Genomic DNA, 13785 nt, shown 5'->3' with positions numbered 1-13785 from the left:
TATGCAGCAGTCTCTTCGTATTCTCATTGCCGATGACAATGAAACGGACCGTATGATTCTGCGAACTATTGTTCGCAAAGAAGGTCACGAAGTCATGTTAGCGGCCAATGGCGAGGAGGCATTGCGAGTTTTTTATGAAGGTCGTCCAGATCTGATATTGCTGGATGTACTCATGCCAGTCATGGACGGCCTAACTGTCGCAAAAGAAATCCGCAAGTCTCTGGTCGATGACTATGTTCCCATCATTTTCCTGACATCACTGCAGGACGCCGAATCGCTCGCTGAATGTTTAGAGTCTGGTGGTGATGACTTTCTTTCGAAACCCTATAATCGGGTCATTCTCAAAGCCAAAATCAAAGCTTTCGGGCGAATGCGTAACATGCATGAAAAACTGCAGGAGCATAACCGCCAGCTAGTGATTGAGCAGCAGGTTGCCAAAACAATTTTCGACAATGTTGCCCACTCGGGTTGTTTGGATATGCACAACATATCCTACAGTCTGTCACCTTTGTCTGTATTTAATGGTGATACTGTTTTGGCAGAACGCAAGCCCGATGGTGGTATGCACCTTTTCCTAGGTGATTTTACAGGCCACGGTTTACCGGCAGCGATTGGCGCTATGCCGTTAGCGGAAATTTTTTACGGGATGACCGCTAAAGGGTTTTCCATGGAAGAAGTACTCAGGGAAATTAATAGCAAATTGCGCGGCATTCTCCCTGTGGGGGTGTTCTGCTGCGGTTGTTTTTTAGAGCTGGATTTTTATGAAAAAAAAGCCCAGATATGGATGGGCGGCATTCCGGACATTGTACTGTACCGGTCATCTACAGGGTCAATCGAAACGATATCGTCAAATAATTTGCCCTTAGGGGTTCTTGAAGCCCATCAATTCCAGCCCGCGATTCAGGAAAGCTTTATGGCGGACGGCGACGAATTATTCATCTGGTCAGACGGCATTATTGAGGCACGCAATGCAAACGAAGAACTGTTCGGCGAAGAGCGGTTGTTAAATATTTTCAGTGTACCGAGAAAACAATCCATGTTTGACAGTATTCTTGATGCGGTAGATGAATTCGTTGGTGAGACTGGTGCAGATGATGACTTGACACTACTCATGGTTAGAATGGTGGGTATTGATGAGATCGGTCTACCCGATTTTGAAAATAAGCGAGGGTCGCTCGGTGGTCCGCAACACTGGGACTTTTCCTACAAACTCTACGGTAGCTCGCTGAGAGATTTTAATCCGCTTCCTCTTGTGCTCAACATATTGACTGAAGTTGAAGGCTTGCGCAGTATGAGCGGGCAGTTGTATACGATGCTGGCTGAACTTTATTCCAATGGTCTGGAGCATGGTGTGTTAAAGTTGTCTTCAGACTTTAAGACGTCCACCGATGGCTTTGCCGCCTATTATGTGGAGCGAGAAAAGCGTCTTGCAGCGTTGGAAGAAGGCTATGTCATTATTCAAGCCAAGCACGTACCCGATGGTGTAGGAGGCGTGCTTGAGCTTTATATTGAAGATAGCGGAGACGGATTTGACCACCAGAAGTTTCTGCAAAAAGCGGTGCCGGGTGAAGGATATAGCGGTCGTGGATTGCCGTTAATCCGGGGGATCTGCGAAGATTTTCATTACAATGACAAAGGCAATGTCGTTCATGCCAGGTTACGCTGGCCAACAAATAAGTTGAATTGAAATGAGTGCAATAAGAATTGATCGTGCAGCTATCCTGGAAATTCAGGAAATGCTTGAGGACGAATTTGTCGAGCTGGTCAACACTTATAAAAAGGATATTGATAATAAAATAGCTGCTTTGGGTGTGGCCATTGATGCGACAGACGATGATACCATCCGTAAATTGTCTCACAGTATGAAAGGCGCCAGCTTGAACCTTGGGGTCATCCACTTTGGTGAGTTATGTCATCGTTTAGAAGAAGACGCCAAAGTTGCAATTCGTAGTCAATACGCTAATCATCTGGCCAAAATCCAGGAAGAAAAGCCTATGGTATTCGCCGAACTGGACGCTTTGTTGGTTTGACGTTAACCATTCAAGGGCGCAATCACCGAACAGCATTACCCTTACAATAAAGTGGTACTTCTCGTTAGATGCGGAATCGTAATCGAGTCTGCTAACATTGGCCTCTTCATTGCAATAAACCTTTAGCTGACACTGTTAAAGGTTTATCAATTCATGCTTCCTACCTCCGTATTATCCTTGCAGATGCCCAATACTGTTTCCACTGAGGGTCCAGAAACGCTGGCTATATCGCCCTTAGGTGAAGACAGTGCCCCAGAAATCAGTCAGTTTGTGAATTTATGGCGAAAGCTGAGTTTGCCAGGCGAAACCGATGGCAGTCAGCAAAGTCTTTCCGCTTTAATTACCCCGTTGAATACGCAAAACGGCGAGACTTTACCGCTTTTAACAGAATTTACGCCAGTGAGTGCCCAAATTACCAATCCAGAGCAATTATCTGGCGACGCATTGCTGGCTTATCTGATGGCTAATGCGGGGGGCAAAGATATTTCGTTTGCGTTAACGCCGGATGAAGAAACCGAATTAACTAAACAAACCACAGAGACACCACTAAGCAATTTTGACGATGAGGCAAGAAGTCTTTCATTGCCGGATTTCCTCAATACTGGCGCGCTGTTAGAACGAACAAAGTTTGATGGGGCGGATGCTGGTATTTCTGAGCTGCAAAAAACCGCTGAGACCATAAGCACGGTGGTCGCTGTGGAGCAGTCCGACGCTTTAGTGGTAGAAAATACGACACTGAAAGTGACATCTGAGGAAGCTAGTCTAGCGCAAGACAACCAAGATAATTCCTTGGCGTTCGTAGAAGCTGACAATAATGAGCTCTCTGTTCTGTTAGGCGAACCTGAAGTTACGATAGGTCTTGATGTTGATGAGTCTCTGTTCAAGCAGGGCCCGTCTCCGGTAGTTGGGGCGTTACAGTCTAAGAACGTAAATGACCTAGGTTCCTCGGTTGAGGGTTCTAACGATGAAATCGCTGTGGCCTCCGCTTTGGCATCAGCTCTAAAAGGTAGTAAGCAAGAGACCACGACGAATCTGAATTCGAATGGAGTTGGAGCGGATAACTTAGTTGAGCCTGATAAATTGAACAGCACGGGCACCGGTGATCCTAAGTCAGCGTTGGACAAGCCAGTTTTAATGCAGATCAAAACTGCACCGGGCAGCGAAAACGTTCAAAACGATGGGCCATTGGGTACTAAAGTGCTAGCAGCAGAAGGCAATGCGCCACTTAACCCTAAGTTGATGTTAAATAAAGAAGCGTTGGCACCCGATACAGGCTCGAGTGAGTTTACGTTAGAACGGCAGGAAACTGGTATTCACAACCAACCTCTGTCGCATGCGCATCGGACTCCTATCGAAAGCGTTATGAAAACGCAGGCGGAGGTAACTGGTCAGCCTGCGAAACTGGCGATGGCTTCAACAGCGCTTGCAGACAAAATTCACACCATGGTGTCGAAAGAAATTCGTCACGCCTTCATCCGACTGGATCCACCTGAACTGGGTGCCTTGGAGATTCGAGTTCAGGTACACAATGATCAAACTCAGGTACATATTGTTACTCAGTCTGCGTTGGTTCGTGAGGCTCTTGAGAGTCAGTCGGCTCGTCTACGGGAAGCGATGGCCGAACAAGGTATGAATTTGTCCAATCTGGATGTGTCCGATCAGCGGCCACAACAACAGTCACAAGAACAAGGTTATGCTAATGCTGGCGGAGATGCTGAAATGGATGAGCTGGCCGCGACGGAAACCAGTGTCACTGTTCAAACAAGTTCAGGAATGATTGACCAATATGTTTGACCGGTGTGACATTTTTTTGACTACTTTCAAATCCCAATGAGGAAAACGACCAGATAATACTAGGATTTGGTCAGCTTGAAGAAAAGGGAGCTCGGACAATTCGCTAGGTTGCAGTGGTTTGACTAGACTTAACACATATTTAACGGCTACTGGCATATTCATTGCTGGAGCAAAAACAGGAATTGAGGGCAACGCATGGCCGATGACGATACTCTGGACACTACTGATGAAAAAGGTGGCAAATCCGGAGGCAAACTGAAAATGATTTTGATGATAGTCGGGGGGATCGTCTTGATTTCATCACTGTCGATTTTCGGAACCTGGTTTATGTTAAAAGACAAAATTTCAGAACCGGGCATGCCTGATATGAGCGAATTGCCGATGGACGAACCAACAATGACGCCGTCCCAGGGGGCTGCTATATATCATGCCATGCAGCCGGCGTTTATTGTGAACTACACCTCGGGTGGTCGTTCGAGGTTTCTGCAAGTTGAACTGTCAGTATTGACCCGGGACCCGGCCGCAATTGAGGTGCTCATTCTTCATAATCCGTTGATTCGAAATAATCTTTTGGATGTTTTCAGTGCTCAAGATGTAATGACATTAAGTACAGCGGACGGTAAACAGAAATTAGCCGATGAACTGACGAAAGCGATTCAGGATGTTCTAATTATTGAAATGGGCCGACCCGGTATTGAATCCGTGTTATTCCGCAGTTTTATTATGCAATAGGTGATGAAGTGCAAGATCTTCTCTCGCAAGACGAAATTGATGCGTTACTGCATGGCATAGATGACGGTGCCGTTGAGGAAGATGATGGTGCCGATGCGGATGGCGTTAAATCGTATGATTTAACCTCACAAGACCGTATCGTCCGCGGTCGAATGCCCACGCTGGAAATGATCAATGAACGATTTGCCCGCTACACCCGGATCAGCATGTTCAACTTTTTACGTCGTTCTGCGGATGTTGCCACCGGTGGTATACAGATTTTAAAGTTTGGCGAGTACGTGCATACGTTGTATGTACCGACCAGTTTAAATCTAGTCAAAGTAAGGCCATTGCGTGGTACCGCTCTGTTTATTCTGGATGCCAAGTTAGTTTTTAAACTGGTGGACAATTTCTTTGGCGGAGACGGAAGGCACGCAAAGATTGAAGGACGCGAATTTACGCCAACCGAAATTCGTGTGGTGCAGATGGTTCTTTCTCAGGTTTTTCAAGACATGAAAGAAGCCTGGGGTGCGGTGTTGGATATTGACTTTGAATACGTCTCCAGTGAAGTGAATCCCGCGATGGCTAACATTGTTTCGCCAAGCGAAGTGGTGGTGGTCAGTACCTTTCACATTGAATTAGACGGCGGTGGCGGCGATTTGCATATGACGTTACCGTATTCCATGATCGAACCGGTACGCGACGTGCTTGACGCTGGTGTGCAGTCCGATGTTGATGAAATTGATGAACGTTGGGTGGAATCCTTACGACACGATATATTGGGCGCTAAGGTGCCCACCAATGCCGTGGTGGCAGAGCGTGAAATAAAACTGAAAGAACTGGTGAACTTGCAAGCTGGAGATATCATTCCGATTGATTTGCCAGAGACCATAAAATTCACGGCGAATTCTATTCCGCTATTTGAAACCACACTCGGTCAGTGTGGTGAAAATCTTGCATTACGTGTAGAGCGCCCCGTGCGTCGACCAAATCGAGATATTGGTGACATGAAGTCAAGGTTACTGGGTATGCGAACCCGTCATCGTGAGGAAAAAGCCCTCGAAGCGATGTCTGAAGCGATGAAAGAAGTTCAGGAGACAAAAAATGAGTGATGAAGATTTACCGACAGGCGAAGACAATAGCGATATTGATATCGATGCCCTCGTTGATGAAGTGGGCGCGGGGTCCGATGATCAAGCGTTAGCCGACGAATGGGCAGCTGCTATGGAGGAATCTGGTGACGTTCCGGAAGAAGATCCAGCACAGGTCGCACCTTTAGAACAGTTCGAAAGCACCCAAGGTGGTGCTTTCAATGAAGATAATCCAAACTTGGATGTTATTTTGGATATTCCGGTAACCATTTCAATGGAAGTCGGTGCTACACAGATACCCATCCGAAACCTTCTGCAATTGAATCAAGGGTCGGTGATCGAGCTCGACCGACTGGCCGGTGAGCCACTCGATGTTTTGGTCAATGGTCGGCTAATTGCGCATGGCGAGGTTGTCATGGTTAACGAAAAGTTTGGTATTCGTTTAACCGATGTCGTCAGCCAGCAAGAACGTGTGCAACGGTTAAGTTGACGTGGGTATTTCAATGAAAAAAATGGGCAATGTTGGTTGGAAGCTGGGGTTGGTCTTCATCGCGCCAAGTCTGGTGTTTGCGCGACCTTCGGTGTCGACAGTATTGCCTGAGCAAGACTATTTCAAAGTCATCGTAACGTTAATATTCATAGTTGGCCTTATCTTTGCGTGTGCATGGTTAATACGACGGATGTCTGGCGGTGTTGGAATGAATCCAAAACACATCCAGGTTGTGTCGGTTATGCCTTTAGGTACACGTGAAAAATTGATGATTATCCGAGCCGCGTCCGAGTATCTACTCATCGGTGTGACGCCAAATGGAATACAAACACTGCATCGCTTTGACGAACCTATCGATCTGACTGACCCAAACCATGCCAGCCCGTTTGCCGATCGACTCAAAGGTTTGTTAAAGGGTTTAGACAGTGATCCAATGGCCAAGCACAAGCAATCATCGCAGAGAATGGATAAAGACTTATAGCCAGTCCGCTGCCGTTCGATCGTTAATACTTTCCGCATTTGTCATTACGTTAACAGCCATTGTGTCGCAGGCGCAGGCCGCCGGAATCCCGGCACTTGAAATCACCACAAATGAGTCCGGTGGAACTCAGTATTCAGTAACTATTCAAATCCTGGCGATCATGACAGCGCTGACGTTTATTCCAGCGATCTTGATGATGATGACCAGCTTTACGCGGATAGTGGTTGTCTTCGCTATTCTTCGGCAAGCCATTGGTTTGCAACAAACTCCGTCAAATCAAATGCTGATTGGTTTAGCCTTGTTTCTAACCTTCTTTATTATGTCCCCGGTATTGAACGAGGTGAATGCCAATGCATTACAACCTTATATCAATGAGGAAATTTTACCGTTAGAAGCCGTAGATCGGGCTATTGAACCGATGAAAAAATTTATGATGGCGCAAACAAGGGAAGCTGATCTGGCTTTATTTATCCGCTTGGCTGATGCCGAAGGCGATTTTGCCGAACCAGATGATGTGCCCCTGAATGTTTTAATGCCTGCGTTTGTCACCAGCGAGTTGAAAACAGCCTTTCAAATCGGTTTTTTATTGTTCATACCGTTTTTAATTATCGATTTGGTGGTGGCTTCCATTCTTATGGCCATGGGTATGATGATGCTTTCACCAATCATCATTTCGTTGCCATTTAAAATTATGTTGTTTGTATTGGTCGATGGCTGGGCAATGGTCATGGGCTCTGTGGCTTCCAGCTTTAACATGTGAGGACCGTATTCTTATGGACGCAATGAACATCGGCGATATTTTTTCAGAAGCTCTTTTTATAGTGGTTACGATTGTCAGCGTGATTATTGTCCCAAGTTTGATCGTGGGTTTGATCGTATCGACATTTCAAGCGGCTACTCAAATAAACGAGCAAACCCTTAGTTTTTTACCAAGACTGCTTGTCACCTTGTTAATGATGATTGTCACAGGACCTTTTTTAATCGCTAAGGTTGTCGATTACGCACAAAACATTTTTATGAACATTCCTATCTTGATTGGTTGAGCATGTTTGAAATAACGGACCAGATTATCAGCAGTTGGGTCAGTCATTTCATGTGGCCATTCTTCCGACTAAGTGCTTTCTTTGTCATCGTGCCCATTTTGGGCGCACGCCTGGTTCCCACTCGGGTGCGTTTAGGACTTGCTTTGGTCATCACCTATACCATCTATCCGTTACTGCCTGATATGCCGCTAATTGAAGTCGTTAATGTGCAGGCATTCGTTATTATTCTTGAACAGGTACTGATCGGCACGACGCTGGGCTTTTTGGTGTTCGTCATTTTGCAAATTTTTATTCTTGCCGGCCAAACCATATCTATGCAAATGGGTTTGGGCTTTGCTTCCATGGTCGATCCAGTTAACGGTGTCAATGTTGCCGTGCTCAGTCAGTGGTACCAAGTACTGGTGACACTGGTTTACCTGGCGATTAACGGTCATCTGATTACACTTGAAGTGGTCATACAATCTTTTTATTCGTTACCCGTCGGTCAGGGTCTATTCACCATCGATTCTTGGATGGCATTAAGTGAATTTGGTGCCTGGGTGTTTCGCGCGAGTCTGATGTTAGCATTACCGGCCGTTACCGCCTTGTTACTGGTGAACCTAACTTTTGGGGTGATGACTCGTGCTGCACCACAGCTCAACGTTTTCGCGCTGGGTTTTCCAATCACTATGCTCGGTGGCTTAGTCATCGTTTGGGTCAGTTATGCGGCGGCAGCGCCCTTGGTCGAGCAATTTTTAAACGTGCATGTTGATTTGATGCATGCATTAATTGGGTTATGAGGAGAGGTCATGGCTGAAGAAGATACCTCCCAGGAGAAAACCGAAGAACCCACGCCCCGGAAAATTGAGAAATCCAAAGAAGAGGGCAATATTGCACGATCGAAAGAGTTAAATACCAGCGCTATACTGCTGGTGTCGGCCATTTGTTTTCTGGTATTCGGTCCTGGGATCGCGAAAACGATGCAAACCATCATGATTTTTTGCTTTCGATTTGACGCGAGAGCCGCGTGGGACATTAATATCGCCGGTGCCTATTTTGAAGCCGTTTTATTTGATGCATTTCTAGCATTAATCCCCACTTTCGGGTTTTTACTGCTGGCGGCCATTGTAGCGCCCACCAGTTTAGGTGGTTGGAACTTTGCCACCAAAGCACTAATGCCCAAGGGCTCTCGCCTTAACCCGCTAAGTGGTATTAAACGAATGTTCTCGATGAACTCATTGGTTGAACTTGCCAAAGGATGGGGCAAGGTTATTGTTGTCGCAACGGCGTCGATAATTGTGTTGATGGGGTTGAAAGACGACTTTATGAGCATGGTTTTTCAACCAACTGAGAACGCGATTGTCCATGCCTTAACGGTATTGGCCTGGTCTTTTTTATTTATAGCCGCGAGTACAATTTTAATCGCACTCGTGGATATTCCTTTTCAGATATACAGTCACACCAAGAAATTGCGTATGACGATGCAGGAAATAAAGGAGGAATTTAAAAACACAGAAGGTAAGCCAGAAGTTAAAGCTAAAATACGCCAGTTACAACGTGAAATGGCCAATCGAAGAATGATGGCCGATGTCCCGGAAGCCGATGTCATAATTACCAACCCGACTCATTACGCGGTTGCATTGAAATATGAACCTAACGCTATGCCAGCGCCATTACTGGTCGCGAAAGGTGTTGATGAAGTGGCATTAAAAATCAGAGAAATCGGACAGGAATACGACGTTCCGATTTTGGAAATTCCGTCACTAGCCCGTTCCATTTATCACAACACCGATATTGGTGGTGAAATACCGGAAGGCCTCTATATAGCAGTTGCTCAGGTATTGGCGTATGTCTATCAGGTTGATATGTGGAAGAAAGGGCGCAGTCCAGAGAAACCGGCCAAGCCCGAAACGCCGATCCCGCCGGACTTACGCGCTGATGAATAAGTCGTTATTTGGTCTTTTCTGAACCTGAGAATACACTACGCAACTTTACGATGATTATTAACATGATACAGCTGAGCGTTAGCAACCCAAAACCTGATATCTTTAGCCATAAATTCTGAACTTCAAGTTCGCGGGTCACAATGGACTTTACCGCGCGCTCTAATAGATATTGATCAACATGTCGCGTCAATGAATGATCTATTACGACCATCGTTTGTTGTGAAGTATAAGCAATTAAAAGCGTTGCAAGTGACAGACTAAATACAGCCAGAACAAACGCAATCGGAAGTATGATTTTTAACATACTCAACGCCTTAATGTAGTAGAAAGTTCAGTAGCCAAGCTAGGCCAAACAACGGTGGCTGATGCAGAAGATAGAAAATCAAGCTGTGCTTGCCTAACCATCGCAGAGGTAATATTGCTTTAGTAGGTGACAGTGTTGTCACATTCCAGAATTTTTTATAGCCGAGATATATGCCGATTAACACCATACCAAGCCAGGGAATGAGGCGGGTTAAGTCCTGCGTTCCCTTGGGTAGGTGTAGCGGTTCGTTGAGCGTGACCCACAAGAAGTGGAGATTAAACCAAGATGTCACGTTGTAAAGAATGAAGATGAGCACACCAATGACCGCCGCGGATTTTGGAAATCGAATGAACGGCAACGCCATTAAAGAAGCGATGACAATGAAATGGAGAACGCCAAACCAAACCCAACTTCGAGGATAGAGAATAAAGGTCGAGACAGTGATGAATAGCGCACCCAATCCGATTTTGATTTCCCGTGTAATGAATTTAGACCACTGTATTTTGGCGTTATGCGCAAGATACAAGCTCGCGCCGACGGACGTAAAAAATAACGTGACGATGAGAAAACGGAACCAGGTAAAAAATCCGCCGTTCATTTCAAATGTTAAAAAACCAAACACACTAAGGTCATAACAAAAATGAAAAACAGCCATGAGTAACGTGGCTAAACCCCTCAGTTCATCGATAAGATAAATTCTCGTCGTGTTTGCTTTGTTCATAACTACCTTGTTGTTGAGGGAATGTTGCACAAGGTAGTGCGTTCACCCTTTGCGGTCAACGCTTAAAAGGCGCTTGCATCGGGTGCAGAAGGCATAGTCTCCAACGGAATGTAATGTAGTTGGTGATGTGGTTGATTTTCATTCCATGCAAGCTGATGGTTGATAATGGCGTTTGGAGACCGCCAGTTGGATTTTAAAATAGCCCTGTCGGACGCTAAATCATTTGCGATATCACGGTTACCCAAAGATTTATCCTGACTGGCAGGTGTCAGAATTTGGTCAGCATTTGGAGGCCCATATTGGTTAGTAATCATCGATTTGATTTGTTGATATTGGGCGACCGCTCGACTCACATCAAATGGATTTTCAGTGCGGAAAATAAATCGACCTTCGGTAAGTCGATCTTGATCGAACTGATAGACAATTCGGGCAATATCTATATTGGGCAGATTAACGCTGAAGATGAGATAGCTGTCGGCACCGAAAGGGGTCAGATTTACTCTGTTTTCAAGCTGTTTAACCTCAGCACTGGTCATGCCCCAGTTAGCGACGCCAAAGTCTGCGGCAAGTGCGCAAATAGGAAAAATAAGGCTGAACAGTAACGTCAGCCTCATCGTTTTTGGATTAATTAAACATGTCCAGTAGTTCATCGCCGGTCAACTGATTGAAGTCTTTTTTAGGTCGTTCTTCCTTCACTTTCCTGGTATCGGCGACTTTTCGTTCTTCTTCAACTTTATTTAACCGTTGTCTGACTGTGTTCTGTCCAGAACTGGTGTCTTTTTTATTATGCTCTTCCAAAAATCGTTGGTAGGCGGATTTCTGTTTGGTTTTTTTGTGCTTTTCGAGGCGGTTATGACTTGGGATTTTGCCCATTTCGCCCTGTTTGATGAAGTTTTTCTTAGATCCAGTTTTGATGTCTAACTTGCCTTTCATCGTTCTGGATTTTTTCCTGCGTGACATAGTATGCCTTTAACCGTTATGTTGAATGGTCTTATTATAGCCAATATCGAATTAAAAAGATGGGATTTGTATGGAATATCGTCAATTAGGGCGGACTTCGCTAAAAGTGTCAAAAATCTGTCTCGGAACTATGACGTGGGGAGAGCAAAATTCGGAAATCGAAGCCCACTCACAAATGGACTTGGCTGTTGAGCGGGGCATTAATTTCTTCGATGCTGCTGAAATGTACCCCGTGCCTCCCAAACCAGAAACCCAGGGCCTGACTGAAAGTTATATTGGGAGTTGGTTGGCGAAAACAGGTCAACGCGACAAAATCGTGTTGGCAACGAAGGTTGCTTCAACAGGGATGGCCCATATCCGTCCAGACTCAAATTTAAAAGCCGAACAGATTATTGATGCGGTAGAGAAAAGCCTTAAACGATTACAAACGGACTATATCGACCTATACCAACTGCACTGGCCCAGTCGTCGCACCAACTTTTTTGGGCAATTGGGGTATAAGGTTCCTGTTGAATCGAGCTCTGATGTTGCGATAGAAGAGACATTAACGGCCTGTGCTGAGTTGGTAAAACAGGGCAAAGTCCGCCATATTGGTGTGTCAAATGAAACGCCCTGGGGAGTTTCAGAGTATCTGAGGTATGCCAGGGAAATGGGTTTACCGCGGATAGACTCGATCCAGAATCCCTATAATTTTCTGAATCGGACCTTTGAGATTGGTTTAGCTGAGTTTTCGCACCGTGAATCGGTCGGGCTTTTGGCGTATTCGCCGCTGGCCATGGGCGTTTTAACCGGGAAGTATCGTCATGGCGCTAAGCCAGAGGGTGCCAGGCTGACCCTATTTACTCGCTTTCAACGTTACACCAGTGAACTGGCCCACACTACGGCCGAAAAATATTTAGCACTTGCCGAGAAACATCAGTTGAGTCCTGCTCAGATGGCACTGGCGTATGTTAATGATCGTCCCTTTGTTACCAGCAATATCATTGGTGCCACCACGTTGGAACAGCTTGCCGAAAACATTGCCAGTGCGGATTTGAGGTTGAGCGAAGATCTGATCAAAGAGATTGAATCCATTCACATGCGCCAACCCAACCCATGCCCATGATCAGGTTCGGACAGTGTTATTGGCCTAACGTCACCATCGCCAGACCGATACCATTGTCTGCGATCCTGACGACTTTCATCGGGATTTCAGGTCCCTGAACCGGCAATCCTTTGACCTTGGCAATAACCGGTTGATTAATGGTCCAGACAACGGTTTTGTCCGCCGGGAACTGAATCCCAATACCACCGTCGGATATATCCCAGGTTTCAACTTCAACGTTGCGACCATCCGATAACGTTAAATTCACGGTTAATTTAATGGGCGTGCGTGGGTACTTGCGTTGTTCCGATTTCATATGCGACTTAATAATAAATTCTGGTTTGCAGGAAGATTACCATTGGTTACGCCAATCCCGTAATGTTACAAACCGCTGCTGTGCGTTTAATTCATGCAATGCGGGGTGCGCAGTAACCCAGCTGGATGTCAGACTCAGAAAAGGATTGTAGGTTTTCTCCTGGCCGATGTTTTGCATCTGTCGCGTATCTGGCTGCTGAGTGGATACCTCTGTCAAAACCTTTTGAGCGGCGTGACACCAGGGAAAATGGTGCAGGACAAACTCCAAATTGTTCACAATATAATCGTGCCCCGGGTAAAGCCTGCAGGCATCCGGCAGCAAAGCCGATAGCATCTCAGTAGTTCGAAATAATTGGATGACATCCCCTGAAATGACGTTCCCAACGCCGGCATTGAAAAGGGTATCCGCGCAAATAATATAATTGTTCTCTTCCTGGTCTTGGTCTGCATGTATGTAGACTCCATGGCCAGGTGTATGTCCTGGCGTCAATTTGTGCTTCAGAGTTGTCGTACCGATTGTTACCCCTTGTTTATCCTGCAGCCAATGATCTGCCTGAAAGAAATCCTGACAGGAAGAGGGTGCGTAGATATCACTGCCGGTTTGCGCTTTCAGTTTCTTCATATCTCGAATATGATCCCCATGTTCATGGGTGATCCATATTTGAGCGATGGTCAAATCGTGTTTTTTGGCAACCGCCAACAAGTGGTCGGCATTATAAGGGTCGACAGCGGCGGCTTTCCGCATCAGTGGACAGTACACGAGATGGTTATAGTTATTTTGAGAATCGGGTACGTGTGTTCGAATAATGGTCATAAATTAACAGTGAAATTAAATT

Annotated in this window: 18 protein-coding genes; 12 read left to right on the top strand and 6 right to left on the bottom strand. The window is 45.8% G+C overall.

The window, feature by feature from the left end:
- The first annotated feature begins 1 nt into the window (after position 1).
- The 11 genes from IYN85_RS06530 to flhB all read left to right on the top strand — a co-directional run bounded on the left by IYN85_RS06530 (position 2) and on the right by flhB (position 9565).
- Complete coding sequence (locus tag IYN85_RS06530) at positions 2-1687, top strand: SpoIIE family protein phosphatase (RefSeq protein WP_196158010.1); 1686 nt, start codon at positions 2-4, stop codon at positions 1685-1687.
- A gap of 1 nt (position 1688) precedes the next feature.
- Positions 1689-2030: an Hpt domain-containing protein gene (locus IYN85_RS06525; RefSeq protein WP_196158009.1), complete on the top strand. Its 342-nt coding sequence runs from the start codon at positions 1689-1691 to the stop codon at positions 2028-2030.
- A 153-nt stretch (positions 2031-2183) separates the two neighbouring features.
- Positions 2184-3824, top strand: coding sequence for a flagellar hook-length control protein FliK (locus IYN85_RS06520; protein WP_196158008.1), 1641 nt, complete (start codon positions 2184-2186; stop codon positions 3822-3824).
- A gap of 195 nt (positions 3825-4019) precedes the next feature.
- Complete coding sequence (locus IYN85_RS06515; RefSeq protein WP_196158007.1) at positions 4020-4556, top strand: flagellar basal body-associated FliL family protein; 537 nt, start codon at positions 4020-4022, stop codon at positions 4554-4556.
- An 8-nt stretch (positions 4557-4564) separates the two neighbouring features.
- Positions 4565-5647, top strand: a complete 1083-nt coding sequence (gene fliM / locus IYN85_RS06510) for a flagellar motor switch protein FliM (RefSeq protein WP_196158006.1) — start codon at positions 4565-4567, stop codon at positions 5645-5647.
- Entirely contained in the window at positions 5640-6116 is a 477-nt protein-coding gene (gene fliN, locus IYN85_RS06505; protein ID WP_196158005.1) for a flagellar motor switch protein FliN, read from the top strand. The genes fliM and fliN overlap by 8 nt, the downstream gene beginning before the upstream one ends.
- Before the next feature lie 13 nt (positions 6117-6129).
- On the top strand, positions 6130-6597 hold the full coding sequence (gene fliO, locus IYN85_RS06500) for a flagellar biosynthetic protein FliO (protein ID WP_196158004.1): 468 nt from the start codon (positions 6130-6132) through the stop codon (positions 6595-6597).
- 25 nt (positions 6598-6622) lie between these two features.
- Positions 6623-7357 carry a flagellar type III secretion system pore protein FliP gene (gene fliP / locus IYN85_RS06495; RefSeq protein WP_196158503.1) on the top strand — a complete coding sequence of 245 codons (735 nt, stop codon included), beginning with the start codon at positions 6623-6625 and terminating at the stop codon, positions 7355-7357.
- Between the two features lie 13 nt (positions 7358-7370).
- Positions 7371-7640 carry a flagellar biosynthetic protein FliQ gene (locus IYN85_RS06490; protein ID WP_196158003.1) on the top strand — a complete coding sequence of 90 codons (270 nt, stop codon included), beginning with the start codon at positions 7371-7373 and terminating at the stop codon, positions 7638-7640.
- 2 nt (positions 7641-7642) lie between these two features.
- Positions 7643-8419: a flagellar biosynthetic protein FliR gene (gene fliR, locus IYN85_RS06485; protein ID WP_196158002.1), complete on the top strand. Its 777-nt coding sequence runs from the start codon at positions 7643-7645 to the stop codon at positions 8417-8419.
- A 9-nt stretch (positions 8420-8428) separates the two neighbouring features.
- The gene (flhB, locus tag IYN85_RS06480; protein WP_196158001.1) at positions 8429-9565 is read left to right on the top strand and encodes a flagellar biosynthesis protein FlhB; all 1137 of its coding nucleotides are present in this window, start codon (positions 8429-8431) and stop codon (positions 9563-9565) included.
- 4 nt (positions 9566-9569) lie between these two features.
- Here flhB and IYN85_RS06475 read toward each other — a convergent pair whose 3' ends face one another.
- The 4 genes from IYN85_RS06475 to IYN85_RS06460 all read right to left on the bottom strand — a co-directional run bounded on the left by IYN85_RS06475 (position 9570) and on the right by IYN85_RS06460 (position 11550).
- A complete protein-coding gene (locus IYN85_RS06475) occupies positions 9570-9869 on the bottom strand; it encodes a hypothetical protein (RefSeq protein WP_196158000.1) in 300 nt (99 codons plus the stop codon).
- A 10-nt stretch (positions 9870-9879) separates the two neighbouring features.
- Positions 9880-10590, bottom strand: coding sequence for a heparan-alpha-glucosaminide N-acetyltransferase (locus tag IYN85_RS06470; RefSeq protein WP_196157999.1), 711 nt, complete (start codon positions 10588-10590; stop codon positions 9880-9882).
- Between the two features lie 62 nt (positions 10591-10652).
- Positions 10653-11240: a hypothetical protein gene (locus tag IYN85_RS06465; protein ID WP_196157998.1), complete on the bottom strand. Its 588-nt coding sequence runs from the start codon at positions 11238-11240 to the stop codon at positions 10653-10655.
- On the bottom strand, positions 11215-11550 hold the full coding sequence (locus IYN85_RS06460; RefSeq protein ID WP_196157997.1) for a hypothetical protein: 336 nt from the start codon (positions 11548-11550) through the stop codon (positions 11215-11217). The genes IYN85_RS06465 and IYN85_RS06460 overlap by 26 nt, the downstream gene beginning before the upstream one ends.
- A 70-nt stretch (positions 11551-11620) precedes the next feature.
- Here IYN85_RS06460 and IYN85_RS06455 point away from each other — a divergent pair, with 70 nt between their 5' ends.
- The gene (locus tag IYN85_RS06455) at positions 11621-12655 is read left to right on the top strand and encodes an NADP(H)-dependent aldo-keto reductase (protein WP_196157996.1); all 1035 of its coding nucleotides are present in this window, start codon (positions 11621-11623) and stop codon (positions 12653-12655) included.
- A 16-nt stretch (positions 12656-12671) separates the two neighbouring features.
- On the opposite strand, the gene IYN85_RS06450 is transcribed toward IYN85_RS06455, so the two are convergent.
- Both IYN85_RS06450 and IYN85_RS06445 read right to left on the bottom strand, forming a co-directional pair.
- Positions 12672-12950, bottom strand: coding sequence for a PilZ domain-containing protein (locus tag IYN85_RS06450; RefSeq protein WP_196157995.1), 279 nt, complete (start codon positions 12948-12950; stop codon positions 12672-12674).
- A 36-nt stretch (positions 12951-12986) separates the two neighbouring features.
- A complete protein-coding gene (locus tag IYN85_RS06445) occupies positions 12987-13763 on the bottom strand; it encodes a hydroxyacylglutathione hydrolase C-terminal domain-containing protein (RefSeq protein ID WP_196157994.1) in 777 nt (258 codons plus the stop codon).
- Positions 13764-13785 lie beyond the last annotated feature (22 nt).

It is taken from the genome of Reinekea sp. G2M2-21 (assembly GCF_015687175.1).
Lineage (GTDB): Bacteria > Pseudomonadota > Gammaproteobacteria > Pseudomonadales > Natronospirillaceae > Reinekea.
This window is presented reverse-complemented; position numbering and strand designations above follow the sequence as displayed.